At 44.8% G+C, this 20,400-nt stretch carries 34 protein-coding genes; all 34 read right to left on the bottom strand.

Annotated elements, in window-relative coordinates; all coding sequences use genetic code 11:
- Window positions 1-105: 105 nt before the first annotated feature.
- The 34 genes from ACL9RM_RS24365 to rplB all read right to left on the bottom strand — a co-directional run bounded on the left by ACL9RM_RS24365 (window position 106) and on the right by rplB (window position 20,380).
- Window positions 106-1,212, bottom strand: a complete 1,107-nt coding sequence (locus ACL9RM_RS24365; protein WP_250266758.1) for an Mrp/NBP35 family ATP-binding protein — start codon at window positions 1,210-1,212, stop codon at window positions 106-108.
- Between the two features lie 59 nt (window positions 1,213-1,271).
- On the bottom strand, window positions 1,272-2,048 hold the full coding sequence (cwlD, locus tag ACL9RM_RS24360) for an N-acetylmuramoyl-L-alanine amidase CwlD (RefSeq protein WP_061831403.1): 777 nt from the start codon (window positions 2,046-2,048) through the stop codon (window positions 1,272-1,274).
- A 68-nt stretch (window positions 2,049-2,116) separates the two neighbouring features.
- Window positions 2,117-3,286, bottom strand: coding sequence for a sulfate adenylyltransferase (gene sat / locus ACL9RM_RS24355; protein ID WP_235306424.1), 1,170 nt, complete (start codon window positions 3,284-3,286; stop codon window positions 2,117-2,119).
- A gap of 53 nt (window positions 3,287-3,339) precedes the next feature.
- Window positions 3,340-4,032, bottom strand: a complete 693-nt coding sequence (locus ACL9RM_RS24350) for a phosphoadenylyl-sulfate reductase (RefSeq protein WP_013312138.1) — start codon at window positions 4,030-4,032, stop codon at window positions 3,340-3,342.
- A gap of 1,247 nt (window positions 4,033-5,279) precedes the next feature.
- The gene (rpsI, locus tag ACL9RM_RS24345) at window positions 5,280-5,672 is read right to left on the bottom strand and encodes a 30S ribosomal protein S9 (RefSeq protein ID WP_013312140.1); all 393 of its coding nucleotides are present in this window, start codon (window positions 5,670-5,672) and stop codon (window positions 5,280-5,282) included.
- A 20-nt stretch (window positions 5,673-5,692) separates the two neighbouring features.
- Window positions 5,693-6,130 (bottom strand): 50S ribosomal protein L13, encoded by a 438-nt coding sequence (gene rplM, locus ACL9RM_RS24340; protein WP_013312141.1) that lies wholly within the window; start codon window positions 6,128-6,130, stop codon window positions 5,693-5,695.
- A gap of 183 nt (window positions 6,131-6,313) precedes the next feature.
- Window positions 6,314-7,099, bottom strand: a complete 786-nt coding sequence (gene truA, locus ACL9RM_RS24335; RefSeq protein ID WP_061831400.1) for a tRNA pseudouridine(38-40) synthase TruA — start codon at window positions 7,097-7,099, stop codon at window positions 6,314-6,316.
- 151 nt (window positions 7,100-7,250) lie between these two features.
- Window positions 7,251-7,616 carry a 50S ribosomal protein L17 gene (rplQ, locus tag ACL9RM_RS24330; protein WP_013312143.1) on the bottom strand — a complete coding sequence of 122 codons (366 nt, stop codon included), beginning with the start codon at window positions 7,614-7,616 and terminating at the stop codon, window positions 7,251-7,253.
- Between the two features lie 34 nt (window positions 7,617-7,650).
- Window positions 7,651-8,595 (bottom strand): DNA-directed RNA polymerase subunit alpha, encoded by a 945-nt coding sequence (locus ACL9RM_RS24325; RefSeq protein ID WP_007432558.1) that lies wholly within the window; start codon window positions 8,593-8,595, stop codon window positions 7,651-7,653.
- Window positions 8,596-8,730: 135 nt separating this feature from the next.
- Entirely contained in the window at window positions 8,731-9,126 is a 396-nt protein-coding gene (gene rpsK, locus ACL9RM_RS24320) for a 30S ribosomal protein S11 (protein WP_013312144.1), read from the bottom strand.
- 19 nt (window positions 9,127-9,145) lie between these two features.
- Complete coding sequence (gene rpsM / locus ACL9RM_RS24315; protein ID WP_007432560.1) at window positions 9,146-9,514, bottom strand: 30S ribosomal protein S13; 369 nt, start codon at window positions 9,512-9,514, stop codon at window positions 9,146-9,148.
- 21 nt (window positions 9,515-9,535) lie between these two features.
- Window positions 9,536-9,649 carry a 50S ribosomal protein L36 gene (gene rpmJ / locus ACL9RM_RS24310; RefSeq protein WP_003333770.1) on the bottom strand — a complete coding sequence of 38 codons (114 nt, stop codon included), beginning with the start codon at window positions 9,647-9,649 and terminating at the stop codon, window positions 9,536-9,538.
- A 118-nt stretch (window positions 9,650-9,767) separates the two neighbouring features.
- Complete coding sequence (infA, locus tag ACL9RM_RS24305) at window positions 9,768-9,983, bottom strand: translation initiation factor IF-1 (RefSeq protein ID WP_006212898.1); 216 nt, start codon at window positions 9,981-9,983, stop codon at window positions 9,768-9,770.
- Between the two features lie 2 nt (window positions 9,984-9,985).
- The gene (locus tag ACL9RM_RS24300; RefSeq protein ID WP_013312145.1) at window positions 9,986-10,294 is read right to left on the bottom strand and encodes a KOW domain-containing RNA-binding protein; all 309 of its coding nucleotides are present in this window, start codon (window positions 10,292-10,294) and stop codon (window positions 9,986-9,988) included.
- A gap of 9 nt (window positions 10,295-10,303) precedes the next feature.
- Complete coding sequence (locus ACL9RM_RS24295; protein WP_250266759.1) at window positions 10,304-10,843, bottom strand: M24 family metallopeptidase; 540 nt, start codon at window positions 10,841-10,843, stop codon at window positions 10,304-10,306.
- A 5-nt stretch (window positions 10,844-10,848) separates the two neighbouring features.
- Entirely contained in the window at window positions 10,849-11,493 is a 645-nt protein-coding gene (locus ACL9RM_RS24290) for an adenylate kinase (protein WP_061831398.1), read from the bottom strand.
- Between the two features lie 90 nt (window positions 11,494-11,583).
- Complete coding sequence (secY, locus tag ACL9RM_RS24285; protein ID WP_061831397.1) at window positions 11,584-12,882, bottom strand: preprotein translocase subunit SecY; 1,299 nt, start codon at window positions 12,880-12,882, stop codon at window positions 11,584-11,586.
- Window positions 12,882-13,322 (bottom strand): 50S ribosomal protein L15, encoded by a 441-nt coding sequence (rplO, locus tag ACL9RM_RS24280; RefSeq protein WP_013312149.1) that lies wholly within the window; start codon window positions 13,320-13,322, stop codon window positions 12,882-12,884. Before rplO ends, secY begins: the two co-directional genes overlap by 1 nt.
- A gap of 43 nt (window positions 13,323-13,365) precedes the next feature.
- Window positions 13,366-13,551 carry a 50S ribosomal protein L30 gene (rpmD, locus tag ACL9RM_RS24275; RefSeq protein ID WP_013312150.1) on the bottom strand — a complete coding sequence of 62 codons (186 nt, stop codon included), beginning with the start codon at window positions 13,549-13,551 and terminating at the stop codon, window positions 13,366-13,368.
- Window positions 13,552-13,563: 12 nt separating this feature from the next.
- Entirely contained in the window at window positions 13,564-14,061 is a 498-nt protein-coding gene (gene rpsE, locus ACL9RM_RS24270) for a 30S ribosomal protein S5 (protein WP_013312151.1), read from the bottom strand.
- 27 nt (window positions 14,062-14,088) lie between these two features.
- Window positions 14,089-14,457, bottom strand: a complete 369-nt coding sequence (gene rplR, locus ACL9RM_RS24265) for a 50S ribosomal protein L18 (protein ID WP_007432568.1) — start codon at window positions 14,455-14,457, stop codon at window positions 14,089-14,091.
- A 116-nt stretch (window positions 14,458-14,573) separates the two neighbouring features.
- Window positions 14,574-15,116 (bottom strand): 50S ribosomal protein L6, encoded by a 543-nt coding sequence (gene rplF, locus ACL9RM_RS24260; RefSeq protein ID WP_013312152.1) that lies wholly within the window; start codon window positions 15,114-15,116, stop codon window positions 14,574-14,576.
- 33 nt (window positions 15,117-15,149) lie between these two features.
- The gene (gene rpsH, locus ACL9RM_RS24255) at window positions 15,150-15,548 is read right to left on the bottom strand and encodes a 30S ribosomal protein S8 (RefSeq protein WP_007432570.1); all 399 of its coding nucleotides are present in this window, start codon (window positions 15,546-15,548) and stop codon (window positions 15,150-15,152) included.
- A gap of 32 nt (window positions 15,549-15,580) precedes the next feature.
- Window positions 15,581-15,766: a type Z 30S ribosomal protein S14 gene (locus ACL9RM_RS24250; RefSeq protein WP_010348808.1), complete on the bottom strand. Its 186-nt coding sequence runs from the start codon at window positions 15,764-15,766 to the stop codon at window positions 15,581-15,583.
- A 76-nt stretch (window positions 15,767-15,842) separates the two neighbouring features.
- On the bottom strand, window positions 15,843-16,388 hold the full coding sequence (rplE, locus tag ACL9RM_RS24245) for a 50S ribosomal protein L5 (RefSeq protein ID WP_007432571.1): 546 nt from the start codon (window positions 16,386-16,388) through the stop codon (window positions 15,843-15,845).
- A 31-nt stretch (window positions 16,389-16,419) separates the two neighbouring features.
- Window positions 16,420-16,773 (bottom strand): 50S ribosomal protein L24, encoded by a 354-nt coding sequence (gene rplX, locus ACL9RM_RS24240; protein WP_013312155.1) that lies wholly within the window; start codon window positions 16,771-16,773, stop codon window positions 16,420-16,422.
- A 36-nt stretch (window positions 16,774-16,809) separates the two neighbouring features.
- Entirely contained in the window at window positions 16,810-17,178 is a 369-nt protein-coding gene (gene rplN / locus ACL9RM_RS24235; RefSeq protein WP_007432573.1) for a 50S ribosomal protein L14, read from the bottom strand.
- Between the two features lie 34 nt (window positions 17,179-17,212).
- Window positions 17,213-17,476, bottom strand: a complete 264-nt coding sequence (rpsQ, locus tag ACL9RM_RS24230) for a 30S ribosomal protein S17 (RefSeq protein ID WP_007432574.1) — start codon at window positions 17,474-17,476, stop codon at window positions 17,213-17,215.
- Between the two features lie 50 nt (window positions 17,477-17,526).
- Complete coding sequence (gene rpmC / locus ACL9RM_RS24225; protein WP_007432575.1) at window positions 17,527-17,724, bottom strand: 50S ribosomal protein L29; 198 nt, start codon at window positions 17,722-17,724, stop codon at window positions 17,527-17,529.
- Window positions 17,714-18,148: a 50S ribosomal protein L16 gene (gene rplP, locus ACL9RM_RS24220; RefSeq protein WP_007432576.1), complete on the bottom strand. Its 435-nt coding sequence runs from the start codon at window positions 18,146-18,148 to the stop codon at window positions 17,714-17,716. The genes rpmC and rplP overlap by 11 nt, the downstream gene beginning before the upstream one ends.
- A 2-nt stretch (window positions 18,149-18,150) precedes the next feature.
- Window positions 18,151-18,816, bottom strand: coding sequence for a 30S ribosomal protein S3 (gene rpsC / locus ACL9RM_RS24215; protein WP_013312156.1), 666 nt, complete (start codon window positions 18,814-18,816; stop codon window positions 18,151-18,153).
- Window positions 18,817-18,829: 13 nt separating this feature from the next.
- Window positions 18,830-19,162, bottom strand: a complete 333-nt coding sequence (gene rplV, locus ACL9RM_RS24210) for a 50S ribosomal protein L22 (protein ID WP_013312157.1) — start codon at window positions 19,160-19,162, stop codon at window positions 18,830-18,832.
- A gap of 36 nt (window positions 19,163-19,198) precedes the next feature.
- Window positions 19,199-19,477, bottom strand: coding sequence for a 30S ribosomal protein S19 (gene rpsS, locus ACL9RM_RS24205; protein ID WP_007432579.1), 279 nt, complete (start codon window positions 19,475-19,477; stop codon window positions 19,199-19,201).
- 72 nt (window positions 19,478-19,549) lie between these two features.
- Window positions 19,550-20,380 carry a 50S ribosomal protein L2 gene (gene rplB, locus ACL9RM_RS24200; RefSeq protein ID WP_013312158.1) on the bottom strand — a complete coding sequence of 277 codons (831 nt, stop codon included), beginning with the start codon at window positions 20,378-20,380 and terminating at the stop codon, window positions 19,550-19,552.
- Window positions 20,381-20,400: the final 20 nt, after the last annotated feature.

Below are 20,400 nucleotides of genomic sequence, written 5' to 3'. Positions count from 1 at the left end.
TTGTTTTAAAAGATGCGTCTCCCCATATAAAAATAGAAGTGTCGAAAAGTCCTCTGGACTTTCTCGACACTCTGAAGGCTGGTTTAATAAACCAGCCTTTTTTCTTTATTCAGATTTCGTGTGCAAAATCGTAATCTGAGCAGCAATATCATTGTAAATGGTCCCCGTGGCAGACTCAGATTTATATACAGATGGAGAAAAGTCGGCCTCTGACGGATGGTTATCTGGAATACCCAGCGGAATTTGAGCAAGAAGTTTTGTATGAAGAGTGTCTGCCAGCATAGCCCCCCCTCCTCGCCCAAAAACATAGTCCTTTTCTCCAGTGGAGGACACGTAATAAGACATGTTCTCCACAACGCCGATGATCTTATGATCCGTTTGAAGCGCCATTGCGCCTGCACGTGCAGCTACAAAAGCCGCCGTCGCATGTGGAGTAGTGACAATGATTTCTTCACTCTGCGGAATCATTTGATGTACGTCAAGCGCTACATCGCCAGTGCCTGGTGGTAAATCGAGAATCATATAGTCCAGTTTTCCCCATTCGACATCACTAAAAAACTGTCTGAGCATTCTCCCCAGCATGGGACCTCTCCAGATCACCGGGTTGTTCTCTCTGACAAAGAAGCCCATAGACATGATTTTGATACCAAATCGCTCCACTGGCTGAATGATACCATCTTCGACAGTAGGCACATCCTCTACTCCAATCATATCCGGCACACTGAATCCATAGATATCTGCATCAATTAAACCCACACGCTTCCCCTGCCTAGCTAAAGCAGCCGCCAAATTTACAGCTACTGTCGATTTTCCGACACCACCTTTTCCGCTTGCAATGGCAATAAATCGTACGCCAGATGCTGGGCTAAGCAGCTCATGTTCTTCCATGCCAACAGCATGTCCTTTGGTCAAAACCGGGTCAGCCGCTTCCTCGGCCTCCTCTCCATTTTGAAGGGCAGACTTTTCATGCTCAGATGCCTCACGAATACGAATATGAACGTGACTTAATCCCGCCTCTTCTAATGTCTGCCGTATTTCTTGTTCCAACTCTTTCAGCGTCTCTTCCTGGCTATTCAGGGTAATGGCGGTCAAGGATACCCGATCCTCTTTAACCACCACATCCCGAATAAAATGGAGATCGACTAGACGGCGTCCTGTATGAGGCTCCCGCACTTGTTGAAGTAGCTCTATAACTTGCTCTCTTGATTGCATGAATTATCAGCACCTCTGCTTTAATGAATTACGGAGTGGTAAACACTTACAGTATACCACTATCTGGCTTCAGGTGCTGGTGAGATCCCCTTTTCCCCGGCACTGTAACGCAAAATCCCCTTATATATGGACGCCGCCACCTGCCTTTGATAGTTCACGTCACTAAGTCGTCTAGCTTCCTCAGGATGGGACAAAAATCCTACTTCTACAAGGGCTGATGGCATTTTGAGAGCTTTCAATAAATAAACTGTGTTCACGGTCTTAGCCACTCTGTCCGTATTTTCCAAGTTGCGTTTGATCTCTTCCTGAATTAAAGACGCCAAATTCCCGTTATCTGCATGGTTAGGTACGTAAAAGGTTTGGGCTCCACTCCAACGGCTCGACGGAATACTGTTCATATGGATACTTAGAAAGAGGTCTGCTTTCTGCTCCTCAATTATACGCACACGCTGCTTCAAATCCTCCGTTTTTCTTCTGGAATAACCTTTCGTTTCTTGCTGCGCCAGGTCGCGATCATCCTCACGTGTCATGACAACAACAGCACCTGCTTGCTGTAAATAATCCCGCAAATAAAAAGCGATTGCCAGATTAATATCCTTTTCAATAATCCCTTCTTTGCTAACCGCCCCTCCATCAGGCCCTCCGTGTCCAGCATCTAAGGCAATTACTTTACCAGTAAGGGGTAAACTCCAATGGGTCCAAGCTCTCGAAGCAGGTATCTCATACAATGCCAGTGTAATAAATAGAACGGCGAGACAACAGCCCAACAGCATTTTTTGCAACGTCCGATAGCGAATCCACAGTGTAACCTCGTTTTTACGATTATTTTTTTGCATAACAAAACGCCTCCGTCCTATACAGATACTAATAATCTATATGGGACGAGGCGTGTAGATAGTACAACTCAGGCATGAACAAATTCTTTCATACCTTCAATCAGCACTTGAGCGACTTCCGGTCGTGTAAATTCAGGTGGCGGGCAAACCCCAGAGCGCAACAATTCCCGTACCTTGGTGCCCGAGAGCGTTAAATGATGCTCCTTGGGATGTGGGCATGTTTTACTTGAGGCCATATTTCCACATCGGGTGCAATAAAAGCTGTGTTCAAAGAACAATGGAGTAATCCCCAGCTCTTCAGGTGTAAAGTGCCTGAAAATTTCCTGTGCTTCGTAGGTACCATAATAGTCTCCTACACCAGCATGATCCCTTCCAACAATAAAATGGGTGCAGCCATAGTTTTTTCGCACAATAGCATGGAAAATGGCCTCTCTAGGACCCGCGTATCGCATGGCAGCAGGAAATACCCCCAGAAAAGTCCGATCAGCCGGATAATAATTGTCCAACAGCACCAGATAGCTCTTCATACGCACATCTGCCGGAACGTCATCTGACTTGGTTTCACCAACGAGTGGGTTTAGAAACAAAGCATCCACAATCTCCATCGCGCTTTTTTGAATGTACTCATGTGCCCGGTGTACCGGATTTCGTGTTTGAAATCCGACTACTGTTTTCCAGCCTTTTTCTGCAAAATAGTCGCGTGTCTGTGATGGTGTATAGTAAAACTCACTAAATTGTGTGGGCTCCGGCCGATTCAGCACTTGCACAGATCCACCAACATACGTAGCAGGTCGATCTAACAGTTTTTTTACGCCAGGATGAGCCGGGTCATCCGTCTTGAATACTCGTCTGGCTTCCTCAGCCTGATCTACCTGATAAATACTTTCAATATCAAGTACAGCATAAATAGTACCATCTGTTTCACCCACCAAAGCCACCTGCTGACCTAATTTCAATTCACTGGCTACACTTTCTGCAACTGCAAGAGTAATGGGAATACTCCAGACTGTACCATCGGCAAGACGCATATCTGTTACCACTGACCGATAATCAGATTCATTCATAAACCCCGTCAAAGGAGAGAATGCCCCCACTCCAATCAAATCCAGATCAGAAATGGTCCATGAGTTTACACGGATTGGAAACAATTCCTCTGCGGCCTGCAAAAGTGCTTTTTGCTTCGGTCCTGTAATGATTTTATCAACAAGTGTTCCGCCATGCGGAAGAATTGCAGTCATAATGCACTTCCCTTCTCTTCATAAATATGACTCATAGCTACCTGAATACCATTTTATTGATGGAGCCCGCACTCCGTTTTCTCATTACCTGACCAGCGACCTGCACGAGGATCTTCACCTGGTAGGACCTCACGGGTACATTGCTCACAACCAATACTGGGATAATTGCGGTCATGCAATGGATTATACAGCACTTCATGAGTACGGATATAGTTCCATACATCCTCGGATGTCCAGCTTGCCAAGGGGTTAAATTTAACGAGTCCAAACTTTTCGTCATACTCTACCTTTTTTGAATTCGCACGGGTAGGGGCCTGATCCCGGCGAATACCGGTAATCCATGCATCGTATTGTGACAAAATACGTGTCAGCGGCTCAACTTTGCGTATACCACAACATGTGTTTGGATCTGTTTTCCACAGTTCCTCTCCATGCTCAGCCGCTTGCTCTTCAGGAGTAATTAAGGGAGAGACCCTAACAAAATCCAAGTTATATCTGGCTTTCATCTGATCTCGCGTATCATAAGTTTCTTGAAAATGAAAGTCGGTGTCCAAGTAAAAAATGTCGGTGGAAGGGCTAATTTTTTGAAGCATATCTACTAGTACTACATCTTCTGCTCCGAAGCTACAAGCAAAGGTAAGATTGGGAAATGTAAGAACAGCATACTGGATAATTTCCTCTGGCGTAGCCTCTTCCAGTTCAATTGCCTTGACTCTAATCAACGCTTCTTTCTCCAATAAATTCATTATCAATGCGCCTCCATATGAAGATTCATAAATAAGTGTCACTCCAATACCGACTAAACTAATAAGATTAAATACAGTATAAAACTTTCACAATCATTGTCAATCCACCGCAAAATGCCCTGATGCAAGCATTTATCCACCTAAATTTGCAGGAATGTTGCTCTGTCAGCATTCTTTAATGCTTTCTTGCGTATCCAATCAAGTTCATTGACTTTATATAAAATATTCTTATACCAAACATTTGAAAAATGGCCCATAGGCCCAGTGCGCGGCAGCCATCGGTAATGCTGAACAGCTTTGGGTTGCTTTGATCAAGCAAGAACCATCTGTAGAAGAAAGCAAGCATCGTTTCTAAATCTAAGATTATCGAAGGATGCTAACCGAGGGAATTGAAAATGACTTTAGGTTTCACTCTACTATTCTGGAGCTCTGGCGTCAGCGATGCCTTCATTCTGAAAATTATAAAAGGAATGACTGCGCGCTGAACTCTTAGTATACCTCTATTCAATCCTAAAGCGCTCGTAGCGGCAATTCCCGAGGAATTGATCACTGGACACAAGCAAGACTCTTATCGCTACTAGAAGCCTATTTAAAGCCTGTCATCAATGAGGGGCGATATTATGAGGTTAGACAGTCGGACAATACATGGTGCTCCCAGTTATAGTTTGGAGCGATTGCTGTGTAGACTATTTCTATTACCAGTAACATGTACATCGGCGTTGCAATTGCAGTAGCCTAGGAAGCGGACACTGCTAGGCTAAGGACCGTCCTTCTGCTCCGTGCACACAAATAAAAAGAGGTATTCCTTGCCGTATCCCTAGCTACGCCCAAAACAGCTGTACAAGAGGCATAGACAGTGCCAGCCAGAACATATCAAGGAGGACTTTACATAAACAAGTGAAAGCAAAGTATCCTCGTGAAACAGCACTTAGCAGAGAATATTAAGATGAGGCTATATAGAATAACCGAACATTATATTTTTAGTCACAGGTTATAAACATTACAGAATAAACTGCGTTGAAATAGCAAACTGTATTTGTGTATAACAATATCATCTTCAATTCCATGTTGGATAACTTTTCGTATTCCGTGCATTTGCATGCAGTTATTTATGTATTCGCTGAAACATGCTGAAGCTTGTAACTTTTAGAGCAGGTCTACTTATCCACATGTGGATAATGATCAGGAAATGACTAAATAAAAAAGAACCCTTTCCATAAGGAAAAGGTTCTTCTGTATTCGAAATATTAACGTTTCGAGAACTGTGGTGCACGACGAGCGGCTTTGAGACCGTATTTTTTACGTTCTTTCATACGTGGGTCACGAGTCAAGAAACCTGCTTTTTTCAAAGCTGGACGGAATTCTGGATCTGCTTTCAACAGAGCACGGGAAATACCGTGGCGAATTGCGCCGGCTTGACCAGAGATACCACCACCATGAGCGATAACGAGTACGTCATAGCTACCAACTGTTTCTGTCAGGTTCAGTGGTTGTTTTACGATCAGTTTGAGAGTTTCCAAACCAAAATATTCATTAATATCACGCTTATTGATGACAATGCGTCCTTCACCCGGTACGAGACGAACACGAGCTACCGAATGTTTACGACGACCTGTCCCATAGTATTGTACTTGTGCCATGAAACTGTCCTCCCTTTTAATTATCCGCGAAGTTCGTAAACTTCAGGTTTTTGTGCTGCATGTGGATGCTCAGTGCCTCTGTAAGCTTTAAGTCTCAGCTTCATTTTCTCGCCTTGACGAGTTTTAGGAAGCATACCGTGAACAGCCAATTCCAACATGCGCTCAGGCTTGTTCTTAACCATTTCTTGTGCAACCGTTACTTTCAGACCACCCGGATGCAGGGAGTGACGGTAGTATTTCTTGTTCTCCATTTTTTTACCGGTCAATACGATTTTTTCCGCATTGATTACAACAACAAAATCACCTGTGTCCACATGTGGTGTAAATTGTGGCTTGTGTTTGCCGCGAATCAACGCAGCCGCTTCGCTTGCCAGACGGCCGAGCGTTTTGCCTTCGGCATCAATGATGTGCCAGTTGCGCTCAACTTCATTTGGCTTCGCCATATACGTAGTACGCATGAAAAGTATCCTCCTTAAGTTCGTTAACAGAAATCATCATTTATCTTCGTTCGTTAAGTTGCTGCATTATTGATGGATTAGATGTTAATTTAAAGTGATTATCTTAATTGGGGCTGTGGGAAAGCCATTAAGAAAACACAACTTTTATATTACAGGATAACCATCAATTCCGCAAGCGTAAAATCAATGTTTTTTGATGTTTTCGTCGTACTCTACATTCCAGAGCGTTAAAGCGTGTCCAACGGCCGTAGGTCCAGCCTTTGAACGATTTTTCGCCTCCAAAATGGAAGGAATATCATCCGACGATTTTTTGCCTTCTCCCACTTCCAGCAAAGTACCCATAATAATCCGAACCATGTGCTGTAAAAATCCGCTACCTGTAATATAAGTATGGATAATTCCCTGATCATCCGAGCCCGGACGTGAAAAGGAATGGTCTACTGTCATATAGGCTTCGTAAATAGTGCGAACATGATTCGTCTTTTGGGAACGTCGAGATGCGAACGAAGTATAGTCAAAGGTGCCCACTAAATGAGCCAACCCTTCCTCCATCGCTCTTACATCCAGTCTCGTTGGATGATGGGCCTGTGTACGACGGTGAAAGATGTCCGGAAACCGGTTCGCATTAATGCTGTACCGATATGTCTTCCGCTTCGCCATGCGGCGTGCATGAAAGGACAGTGGCACCTCTCTCGCATCCGTAACGATGATATCACGAGGCAACCAGGCATTAAGTGCCAGACACCAGCGCTGTAACGGAATCGGCGATTCAGTGTGAAAATTGAATACCTGCCCGTATGCATGTACACCTGCATCTGTACGGCCTGAGCCTGTAATTTTAAGACGCTCGCCCGTCAATGAGTAAATAGCATGTTCAAGGCAGTCCTGAATGGTGTTACCGTCAGGCTGCGTCTGAAAGCCATCATAGTGGGTTCCGTCATAGTTCACCTTCATGCACAAGTTCCGCATGTTTCTCACACCTTTATAGGGGTAGTCTCTGGCCTTACAAGGAATAACCGAACATAACAAAGGAGAAGCCCCTCAAGGACTCCTCCAAGAGAAAAAAAGGGTTGTTCAGAATCAAGCCGATTCTGTCCACCCTTCCCTCATCTTCGCCTGTCTACGCGCGGTCAACCAATTCCAGATATACCATTGGAGCGGCGTCGCCACGACGAGGTCCCAATTTCAAGATACGAGTGTATCCACCTGGACGCTCAGTGTAACGTGTAGCCAATTCGCTAAACAGCTTTTGGATTGCATCCTGCTCACCATCCAAAGTTTCACGGCGAACGAACGCAGCCACTTGACGACGTGCGTGCAGATCTCCTTTTTTCGCTTTGGTGATCAGTTTTTCAGCAATAGAACGAACTTCTTTCGCTTTAGCCTCAGTAGTTTGGATACGCTCATACAAGAACAGATCGGTTACCAAATCACGAAACAAAGCTTTACGGGCACTGGAGTTACGGCCCAATTTTTGGTATGCCATGTAATTTCCCCTCCTTCACAAAAACGTTGCTGTACTATTCTTCCGTACGAAGTCCTAAACCAAGTTCCTCAAGCTTCTCTTGTACTTCTTCCAAAGATTTGCGACCCAAGTTACGGACCTTCATCATATCTTCTTCAGATTTAGTCGTGAGTTCTTGTACCGTATTGATACCAGCGCGCTTAAGGCAGTTATAGGAACGGACGGAGAGATCCAGCTCTTCGATCGTCATTTCAAGAACTTTTTCTTTCTTGTCTTCTTCTTTTTCAACCATAATTTCAGCATCTTTTGCCTCGTCCGTGAGACCCACGAACAACATCACATGCTCGGTCAAAATTTTGGCTCCAAGGCTCACTGCTTCCTCGGGACGAATACTTCCGTCAGTCCAAACCTCAAGTGTCAGCTTGTCGTAATTCGTAACCTGGCCGACACGCGTATTTTCTACGCCGTAGTTCACGCGTGCAATCGGAGTGTAGATGGAGTCGACGGGAATGACGCCGATCGGCTGGTCATCACGTTTGTTCCGATCCTGCTTAACGTAACCGCGACCGCGATTGGCAAAAATACGCATGTGAAGTCTCGAACCCGGTCCGAGCGTAGCAATGTGAAGATCCGGATTAAGAATTTCCACATCACTATCCGCACGGATATCTCCTGCCGTTACAACTCCTTCGCCTTCCGCATCGATTTCGAGTACTTTCTCTTCATCCGAGTGGATTTTAAGCGATAAAGCTTTCAAGTTCAGAATGATCTCCGTTACGTCTTCCTTCACACCGGGAACCGTTGCAAACTCGTGCAGAACCCCATCGATCTGAACCGATGTGACTGCTGCCCCCGGTAACGAGGATAACAGAATACGGCGAAGCGAGTTACCCAACGTCGTACCGTATCCGCGTTCCAGCGGTTCTACTACGAATTTTCCATAGGTGCCATCATCATTGACGTCAACCGTCTCAATTTTCGGCTTTTCGATTTCTATCACTGCAATATCCCTCCTTCAAAACGTCGCTCCTATATGAAACATTCACCTTATCCATAGTCTATCATGCAGTATACCTAAACATCCATTCTTGGCAGTTTGTGCCGGATCTATACTACACGCAGAGGAGAAATCTCATTAGACGCGACGACGTTTTGGAGGACGGCATCCGTTATGAGGTACCGGAGTTACGTCTTTAATCAGGTTAACTTCCAAACCAGCAGCTTGCAAAGAGCGAATTGCTGCTTCGCGACCTGCACCAGGTCCTTTAACCATGACTTCGACAGTTTTCATGCCGTGTTCCATAGCAGCTTTAGCAGCAGTTTCTGCGGCCATTTGTGCTGCGAATGGAGTAGATTTACGGGAACCACGGAATCCCATGCCGCCTGAGCTGGCCCAAGAGATTGCGTTACCGTGTGGATCTGTGATCGTAACGATCGTGTTGTTGAACGTGGAACGGATGTGTGCCACGCCAGTCTCGATATTTTTACGGTCACGGCGTTTTGTACGTACAACTTTTTTCGGTTTAGCCATTGAATGTTATCCTCCCTTCTTATTTCTTTTTGTTCGCTACAGTCCGACGAGGACCTTTACGGGTACGAGCATTAGTTTTAGTACGTTGTCCGCGAACAGGCAATCCACGACGGTGACGAACACCACGGTAGCAGCCAATCTCAGTCAGACGTTTAATATTCAAGGAAATTTCACGACGCAGATCGCCTTCTACTTTAACTTCTTTGTCGATCGTTTCACGTAATTTGCTCACTTCATCTTCAGTCAAATCACGAACACGCGTGTTTGCACTGATGCCTGTTTCCTTCAAGATTTTCTGAGAAGTCGTTTTACCGATTCCGAAAATGTAAGTCAAGGCGATCTCAACGCGTTTGTCACGTGGCAAATCCACACCAGCTATACGAGCCATTTTACGCTACACCCCCTTCTATTAACCTTGTTTTTGTTTGTGTTTCGGATTTTCGCAAATAACCATTACATTCCCTTTGCGGCGAATGACTTTGCATTTTTCGCAAATAGGTTTTACAGAAGGTCTTACCTTCATGTTGATTACCTCCTCCAAGCTTTACCCTGGTAAAACTCGCTTCGTGAACATTCACATCGTTTTGCCGAGCAAAACAAGTTTTTTTAAATGACATACGTTTAATAAAAACCTGCATGAATTACTTGCGGTACGTTATACGGCCTTTGGTTAAATCGTAAGGCGATAACTGTACAACCACCTTGTCGCCTGTCAAAATACGGATAAAGTGCATCCGCAGCTTTCCGGAAACATGAGCAAGAATTTGATGACCGTTCTCCAGCTCTACCTTGAACGTAGCGTTCGGTAGTGGCTCGATTACCGTACCTTCAACCTCAATGACATCTTCTTTGGCCAAAGTCAGTCTCCTTTCTCTTCAGCTTGGTATTCGGACGAGTCCAGGAAAGTTTTCACTGCATGGCGCAGCTTTCCGTTCGTCACCCGACCGCTTTCGTTTAAACTGTTTACAATCTCGCTACTAATCTTTGGCTGAGGCACCAAATGAAGAACATTTTTCTTCTTCGCTTGATCAAACTTTCGTTTATCCCCATCCGCAATATATACAAACCTGCTATCTGCTACTGAAACGACAACCGCAATCTGTCCGGCACCTCTGCCCTTCAGAATCTTCACCAGCTGACCGATTTGCAGGTTTCCTTGCTGAATCATTCCAATCACCTACGCACTCAGTTTCGTGAAAATGTCCATGCCGCCCGTTTCGCACGTCACCGCTTGCTCGTTATGAGCACATGAGGTTACGTTCATCGTAACGACCGTCCAGTAGTCTTCCAGCGTCCCTACATGGTGAGAACCTATCTGAATCATAGATTCAATAGCCAGCCCAATGCCGGTTTTCAGCCTCGGCCCCTGCTCAGGAATACCACGGTTTGGATTCTCAATATATTGCCGAATGGCATGCGACATTGTAAACTGGCGAGTTTTCGCGATGATATCGCCTTTGTTTAACTTGCGTTTGCCGGGAAATCCGTGCACCAGTTGTTCGTTGACTGAAGCGCAAATGCTAGCAGGAAAACCGTTATAACCTTTAAAAGACGGCACAGCTCCCTGACTGCGAATATACCGATCAGCTAAATGATCAAGTTCACCGGTCGTAATACCGGGCTCGATGTGTCCTGCCAAGAGATGATCCGTCTCCGTATCTATTCTCTTAGCTTTCCTCATTAAGCTTGATTCCGTCCCCGACTTGCAAATGATCATTACAGCTAACCCCGCAACAAGGACACGATATTTTGGGAAACCACATCAATATCCTGTTCTCCGTCAATATGACGCAGAAGATTCTGGTTCTCATAAAACGTGAGGAGTGGTGCTGTTTTATTACTATATTCTTCAAGTCGTGTTCTTACGCTATCTTCATTATCGTCAGGACGCTGATAGAGTTCCCCACCGTCTTTATCGCAAATGCCTTCAACCTTAGGAGGATTAAAGACAATATGATAGCTAGTTCCGCAGCTTTTACAAACCCGCCGTCCTGTGATTCGTGCCAACAAGTTGTCACTATCCACTTTCAAGTTGATGACGTCATCTAGCTTCGTATTCAAACGACCCAAAATTTGATCCAAGGCTTCAGCTTGAGCCAAAGTTCTTGGAAAACCGTCCAGCAAGAACCCTTTCTTGCAATCTGGCTGTTGTAACCGTTCTTCAACGATACCGATTGTTACGTCATCCGGAACAAGTTCACCCTTGTCGATATATTCTTTAGCTTTAATGCCAATAGGTGTTCCCTGTTTCATCGCTAGGCGAAAAGCATCACCTGTCGAGATATGAGGAATGCCGAATTCCTTCACAATGACATCTGCTTGTGTACCTTTACCAGCCCCCGGAGGGCCCATGATCAAAATATTCACAATCTGTCACTCCTCAAGACGACCCCTACACAAGAAACAGCACAAAAGGTGCCGGTAAGCATGCGAACATCCTAAGCCGGTACCTATTGCCTATTTGTTGATGAAGCCTTTGTAATGGCGTTTGATCAGTTGGCTTTCGATTTGCTTCATTGTATCCAGTGCTACACCAATGATGATGAGCAATGAAGTACCGCCAATTTGCACGGAACGAGGCAAGCCCGAAAGCGAACCGAAGAATACCGGCAAAACGGATATGACTGCCAGAAACAAAGCTCCTGTCATTGTCAAACGTGACATTACTCGTGTCAAGTATTTCTCCGTGGCCTTACCCGGGCGAATTCCCGGAATATAACCGCCGTTCTTCTTCATATTGTCGGCCATTTGCTGCGGATTCATCTGTACAAAGGTATAGAAGAATGTGAAACCGATAATCATTACGACATACAAAACCATGCCCAGCGGCTTGTCATAGTACAAGTAAGTGGTAATCCACTTAGCCCAAGCATGATCTGCCCAGAAACTCGCAATAATTGTCGGGAATTGCAGCAATGATACCGCAAAGATTACCGGAATAACGCCTGCCGCATTAATTTTCATCGGAATATGCGTATTCTGGCCACCGTACATTTTGTTGCCAACTACACGTTTCGCGTATTGTACCGGGATTTTCCGAATACCTTGCTGGATGTAGATAACACCAACAATAATCAGAACAATCACCAGGGCAATTATAATTGCCTTCAGAATATTCATAAACAGCTGATCTGCCTGAATAAACTGAGATTCTACAACCGTCCGAATATGTCTTGGAATACCCGCCGCAATCCCTGCGAAGATAACAATAGAGATACCGTTGCCGATTCCCTTTTCAGTAATTTGCTCACCGAGCCACATAAGGAACGTAGTTCCTGCTGTAAGCACAATGGCAATAACCAGATAATCTGCAAAAGTGGCTCCTGGAATCATCGCTGCACCGTACAGACGATTAAAGCCAATCGACGTTCCGAATGCTTGAATCAGGCCAAGTATTACCGTACCATAACGCGTAATTTGAGCCAACTTCTTTTTACCATGCTCTCCTTGTTTAGCCCATTCCGCAAGTTTCGGAATCACGTCCATTGACAGCAACTGTACAATGATGGACGCTGTAATATATGGCATAATCCCGAGGGCGAAGATCGAAAACTGATACAATGCGCCCCCTGAGAAGGTGTTAAGGAGTCCAAACAACTCGCTTCCTGCCTGATCCTGAGAAGTAAAGACTTGCTTGTTCACGCCGGGAACCGGCACGAAGGAGCCAATACGATATACAAAGAGTATAAACAGGGTAAACAGGATTCGGGTTCTAAGATCCTCAACCCGCCATATATTTTTCAGGGTCTTGAACATTAGATCACCTCGGTTTTACCGCCGGCAGCTTCAATTTTCTCTACCGCAGATTGAGAGAACTTGTTCGCTTTAACTGTCAACTTCACAGTGATTTCACCGTTACCCAGAATTTTAATTCCGGATTTGGCGTTTTTCACAATGCCATTGTTCAGCAAAAACTCAGGGCTTACTTCTGTACCCGCTGCAAAACTGTTCAAATCTTCGATATTCAAAACCGCATACTCTTTACGAGTAGGATTTACGAAACCGCGTTTAGGCAAGCGACGATACAGTGGGTTTTGACCACCCTCGAAGCCCGGACGTACACCACCGCCGGAACGAGCGTTTTGACCTTTATGACCACGACCAGAAGTTTTACCCGTACCGCTACTAGGACCACGACCCAAACGTTTACGTTCTTTGCGGGAGCCTGGAGCTGGGGAAAGCTCATGTAACTTCATCGTTCGTTGCACCTCCTTGATTATTGTTAAAATACTTTATTTCTTAAGCCTCAATTTCTTTAACAGAAACCAAATGGCTAACTTGATTAATCATCCCGCGAATAGCTGCATTGTCGGGTTGAACTACTTTATGGTTGATTTTACGCAAGCCGAGCGTTTTAACAGTCGTTCTCTGATTACCAGGACGGCCGATCAACGAACGAACGAGGGTAATTTCTAATTTCGCCATGATATTCCCTCCTTAGCCCAGCAGCTCTTCGATGGATTTGCCGCGCAATTTTGCAACTTCTTCAGCGCGTTTCAAGCGGGACAAACCTTCCAAAGTCGCATTGACCATATTCATGGAATTCGAAGAACCCAAAGATTTTGTCAAGATATCACCTACACCAGCAAGTTCCAGTACAGCACGAACCGGACCACCAGCGATAACTCCAGTACCTTCCGATGCCGGTTTCAACAGAACCCGGCCAGCACCGAACTTACCTGTAACAAGGTGAGGAATTGTTGTTCCTACGAGTGGAACGTGAACCAGGTTTTTCTTAGCATCTTCAATACCTTTGCGAATTGCATCAGGTACTTCGCCAGCTTTACCGATTCCAGCGCCTACCCAGCCGTTGCCGTCGCCCACTACTACCAGAGCACTGAAGCTGAAACGGCGTCCGCCTTTGACAACTTTAGCTACACGATTAATATTTACTACTCTTTCAGTCAGTTCCAAAGTATTCGGATCTACACGCAAGTCGTTAACCTCCTTTTGAGAAATGTCTTAGAATTCAAGGCCTGCTTCGCGAGCTGCATCAGCCAAAGCTTGAATCCGTCCATGATACAAGTATCCACCACGGTCAAATACGATGTTAGCATGACCTTTTTCTTTCGCACGTTTAGCAACGAGTTCGCCAACTTTACGAGCTGCTTCTACACTACCGCCGTTTTTGATTTCGCTGCTCAGTTCTTTATCCATAGTGGATGCAGATACCAATGTTACACCAGCTACATCATCAATCAGTTGTGCGTAGATATGCTTGGAAGAACGGAACACGTTCAAACGAGGACGTACAGCCGTACCTTCGATTTTCTTACGTACACGCAGATGTCTTCTGACACGTGCTTTATTTTTATCTTGTTTTGTAATCATCTCAAGTTTTCACTCCCTTCAGTTTGCCTTTTAAAACTTTATACTAAGACGCACTGGGTAAAAAAAGAAGTACGAAGTCTTTCCAGCAGAAAGACCGCACAAAGTCGGTAAGAAACTTATTTCTTCTTACCGGCTTTACCTTCTTTACGAATGATGCGCTCGCCTTCGTATTTAATCCCTTTACCTTTGTACGGTTCAGGTTCACGAACGGAACGAATTTTAGCAGCGTAGGCACCTACACGCTCTTTATCAATTCCGCGAACGATGATTTTAGTGTTCGAAGGAACTTCGAATTCGATGCCCGCTTCCGGTGTGATTTCAACCGGGTGAGAGTATCCAACGTTCAGAACGATTTTATCTCCGGATTTGCTTGCACGATATCCGACCCCAACCAGCTCCAGAGATTTTGAAAACCCTTCAGTTACACCACTTACCATGTTGTTGACAACGCTGCGGGTTGTTCCATGCAAAGAGCGGTGAAGTTTGTTGTCCGAAGGACGAACTACATTAATTTCATTGTTTTCCACAGTAACGGACATGTCTTTATGAAGCTCACGAGTCAATGTTCCTTTAGGACCTTTAACTGTGATTGCTGTGTTGTTCAAAGTCACGTCAACACCACTTGGTACTGTGATTGGTTTACGACCAATACGGGACATATCTGTTGCACCTCCTATCTTTTAAACGTTATCTTACCAAACGTAGCAAACAACTTCTCCGCCGGCTTTGGACTGACGCGCTTCTTTGTCAGTCATGATACCTTTGGATGTTGAAATGATTGCGATCCCGAGTCCACCCAGTACGCGTGGAATCTCATTGCTCTTCGTGTAAACGCGAAGACCTGGTTTACTGATTCTTTTCAAACCTGTAATAACACGCTCGTTGTTTGCACCGTATTTCAAGAAAATACGGATGATCCCTTGTTTGCTATCTTCAACAAATTCCGCATCACGAATGAATCCTTCACGTTTCAGGATGTCGGCGATTTGTTTTTTCATTGTAGATGCAGGCATTTCTACTGTTTCGTGACGAACTGTGTTCGCGTTACGAATACGAGTAAGCATATCTGCAATTGGATCAGACATAGTCATTGTGTATAAACCTCCTTCCCAAACAGGACTTTTTACCAGCTTGCTTTTTTCACGCCAGGAATCTGGCCTTTATAAGCTAATTCACGGAAGCAAATTCTGCAGATCTTAAACTTTTGCAGTACCGAATGTGGACGACCACAACGCTCGCAACGAGTGTAAGCACGAACTTTAAACTTTGGTGCGCGTTGTTGTTTGACTTTCATTGAAGTTTTTGCCACTTAGCCTGACACCTCCTAAATAGTTTCGGAGAACAGGGTGTCTTTAAAATCAGACGCCCGAAACGTTATGCCAACATTATTTTGCGAAAGGCATGCCCAGCTGAGTCAGAAGCTCACGGGACTCTTCGTCAGTTTTGGCAGTCGTTACGATAACGATGTCCATACCACGAACTTTATCAACTTGATCATACTCGATTTCCGGGAAGATCAACTGTTCTTTCAGACCAAGCGTGTAGTTACCACGTCCGTCAAAAGCTTTTGTCGATACACCATGGAAGTCACGTACGCGAGGAAGAGTAATGTTGAACAATTTGTCCAAGAAATAATACATACGCTCGCCACGAAGTGTTACCTTTACACCGATCGGCATGTTTTCACGCAATTTAAAACCTGCAATAGATTTTTTTGCGCGAGTGATTACTGGTTTTTGACCAGCGATCAGCTGCATGTCGTTGAGAGCTGAATCAAGCACTTTGGAGTTTTGGACTGCGTCGCCAACACCCATGTTGATTACAACTTTCTCGATTTTAGGCACTTGCATCACTGTTGTATAGTTGAACTTCTGCATCAAAGCAGGAGTGATTTCTTTCAAGAAACGTTCTTTCATTCTTGTTGTAGCCATGAATCATATACCTCCTTTCTTCAAAAAATAATTAGTCGATCACTTCGCCAGAACGTTTTGCAATGCGCACTTTTTTTCCGTTGTCCAAAACTTTGTAACCAACACGGGTTACTTTTCCGCTCTTCGGATCAATGTGCATAACGTTGGAAACGTGAATCGGAGCTTCTTTCTCGATGATGCCGCCTTGTGGATTCAGCTGATTAGGCTTTTGGTGTTTTTTAATCATGTTAACACCTTCCACAAGCACACGGTTTTGACGAGGGTAAGCAGCGATAACGCGACCTTTTTTACCTTTATCTTTACCTGTAATCACCAGAACAGTGTCGTCTTTTTTGACGTGCAGCTTGTTGTTATGGGATTCCAGAACTTTTTTCACTTTTGGCATTTCGTACACCTCCTACGGGCACATTTTAAGGTGAGTTTAGATCACTTCCGGAGCCAAGGAAACGATTTTCATGAAGTCCTTGTCACGAAGTTCGCGAGCAACTGGTCCGAAAATACGAGTACCACGTGGGCTCTTGTCTTCTTTAACGACCACTGCTGCGTTTTCGTCAAATCCGATGTAGGAACCGTCTTTACGGCGGATAGAACGTTTAGTACGAACAACAACCGCTCTTACTACATCACCCTTTTTGACAACGCCGCCTGGTGTTGCTTGTTTTACGGAACAAACGATCAGGTCACCAATTTGAGCTGTACGACGTCCCGTACCACCGAGCACACGGATACACATCAGTTCCTTCGCGCCGGAATTGTCAGCTACAGTCAAACGTGTAAATGGTTGAATCATTTATTTATCCTCCTTTCGGAAAAACTACACTACATTAGATTATAACAGCTTTTTCAACGATTTCGACCAGTCTCCAGTTTTTGTCTTTGGACAAAGGGCGAGTTTCCATGATTTTAACAGTATCACCAATTTGTGCGGTGTTGTTTTCATCATGAGCTTTGAATTTCTTAGTTACTTTAATGCGTTTATGGTAGAGATCATGTTTTTTGTAAGTTTCTACAGCAATCACAATCGTTTTATCCATTTTGTCGCTGACTACTTTACCGACTAATACTTTACGGGCATTACGTTCGCTCATTGTTGGCCTCCTTCCTAATTACAGGCGGATTTTCCACCCGGTCTGATATCTTAGCTAATCCCAAGTTCTCTTTCACGGATCACAGTTTTAGCACGAGCAATTTCCTTACGCACAGCGCCGATCCGAGTCGGGTTATCAAGCTGACCGGTAGCGAGTTGAAAACGAAGGTTGAAAAGTTCTTCTTTAAAACCGGAGATCTTTTGTTCGATTTCAGCAGTGGTTAGGTTGCGGAATTCACTAGCCTTCATTTGCTTCACCACCCAATTCTTCACGTTTCACAAACTTAGTTTTGATTGGCAGTTTGTGAGCGGCAAGACGCATTGCTTCACGAGCAATCTCTTCCGGAACACCAGCAAGTTCGAACATAATCTTGCCTGGTTTCACTACTGCAACCCATTTTTCTACGTTACCTTTACCACTACCCATACGAACCTCAAGAGGCTTCTGAGTAATTGGTTTGTCAGGGAAAATTTTAATCCAAACCTTACCACCACGTTTGATGTAACGAGTCATCGCAATACGAGCAGCTTCGATTTGACGGTTAGTAATCCATGCAGGTTCAGTAGCTTGCAAACCGTACTCACCAAAGTTCAGTGTAGTGCCGCCTTTTGCACGACCCTTCATATGACCACGTTGTTGTTTACGATGTTTTACGCGTTTTGGTACCAACATGATTAGTTGCCTCCTTCCTGAGGAGCTTGTTTCTTAGCTGGAGGAAGAACCTCTCCACGATAGATCCATACTTTTACGCCAAGACGACCGTAAGTAGTATGAGCTTCCGCTGTACCATAGTCAATATCGGCACGAAGCGTATGCAGTGGAACAGTTCCTTCGCTGTACCCTTCGGAACGAGCGATTTCGGCACCGCCAAGACGTCCGCCTACTTGAGTTTTAATTCCTTTTGCTCCGGAACGCATAGTTCTTTGAATTGCTTGTTTCAAAGCACGACGGAAAGAAACACGACGTTCCAATTGTTGTGCAATGCTTTCTGCAACCAGAATTGCATCCAGTTCAGGATTTTTAATTTCAGAAATATTGATGTGTACCTTTTTACCGCCTGCGATTTTAGTAATTTCATTACGCAGATTTTCAACTTCGGAACCACCCTTACCGATAACCATACCTGGTTTCGCAGTGTGAATCGTTACGTTGACACGGTTAGCTGCTCTCTCGATTTCAACACGGGATACAGCGGAGTCTTTCAATCTTTTTTTCAGATGTTCACGAATTCTAACGTCTTCCAGCAAAAGATCACCGAAATCTTTGCCTGCATACCATTTGGATTCCCAATCACGGATAATACCGATTCGGAGTCCGACGGGATTTACCTTTTGGCCCACACGTTTTCCCTCCTTATTTTTCAGATACCACCAGAGTAATATGACTGGTGCGTTTGTTGATGCGACTTGCACGACCCATTGCACGCGGGCGGAATCGTTTCATTGTAGGACCTTGGTTTACAAAAACCTGAGATACTACCAATTTATTTACGTCCAAAGAGTAGTTGTGATCTGCATTTGCAATCGCAGAATTCAACAATTTCTCAACGACTGGAGAAGCGGACTTTGGAGTGTGACGAAGAATTGCGATCGCCTCACCAACCTGCTTACCGCGAATCAAATCGATAACAAGTTTCACTTTGCGAGCAGAAATCCGTACGGACTTAGCATGTGCTTTTGCTTCCATTGAGTTTACCTCCTCTCAAACACTACGCTGTGTTGATTATCTTCTTGTTTTCTTATCGTCATCCGTATGGCCTTTGTACGTACGTGTTGGAGCAAATTCGCCCAATTTGTGTCCGACCATATCTTCCGTTACGTATACTGGCACGTGTTTACGACCATCGTATACACCAAACGTATGTCCGATAAATTGTGGGAAAATCGTAGAGCGACGGGACCAAGTTTTGATTACCACTTTTTTGTCCGACTCGTTCAAAACCTCTACTTTTTTCAACAGGTAACCATCAATGAATGGTCCTTTTTTGAGACTGCGACCCATTTATGAATCCTCCCTTCGTTAAAACGTAGTCGTTCCTTAATATGTTAACGTGCGACTTAAGCGCACGTTTTATTACTTAGTACGACGACGAACGATGTACTTATCAGATGCTTTACCTTTTTTACGCGTCTTGTAACCAAGGGTTGGTTTACCCCATGGAGACATTGGAGATTTACGTCCGATTGGAGCGCGACCTTCACCACCACCGTGTGGGTGATCGTTAGGGTTCATTACAACACCGCGAACTTCAGGACGTTGTCCCAACCAGCGACTACGACCAGCTTTACCGATTTTCACCAGTTCGTGGTCTTCGTTACCTACAGAACCGATTGTAGCGCGGCAAACTTTCAGAATGCGGCGAACTTCACCAGAAGTCAAACGAATTGTAACATACTTTTCTTCTTTACCAAGAAGTTGGGCTTCCGTACCAGCGGCGCGAACGAGTTGACCACCTTTACCCGGTTTCAATTCGATGTTGTGGATAACCGTACCTACTGGAATGTTTTCCAACGGCAAGGAGTTACCGATTTTGATATCGGAACCTGCACCGGATACCACTTCGTCTCCTACTTTCAGACCTTTAGGAGCGATGATGTAACGTTTTTCACCATCCACATAGTGGATAAGTGCGATGTTGGACGTACGGTTTGGATCATATTCGATCGTAGCAACGCGGCCCGGTATTCCATCTTTGTTACGTTTGAAGTCAATAATACGGTATTTACGTTTGTGTCCGCCGCCTTGATGACGAACTGTAATTTTACCTTGGTTATTGCGTCCAGCTTGCTTGCTCAGAGGTGCCAGCAACGATTTCTCGGGCTGATTAGTTGTAATCTCCTCGAAAGTAGATACAGACATAGCACGTCTGGCCGGGGACGTTGGTTTATACTTTTTAATTGGCACTGAGTTTCCCTCCTTACTTT

It is taken from the genome of Paenibacillus sp. S29, from assembly GCF_049319765.1.
Classification (GTDB): domain Bacteria; phylum Bacillota; class Bacilli; order Paenibacillales; family Paenibacillaceae; genus Paenibacillus; species Paenibacillus polymyxa_B.
This window is presented reverse-complemented; position numbering and strand designations above follow the sequence as displayed.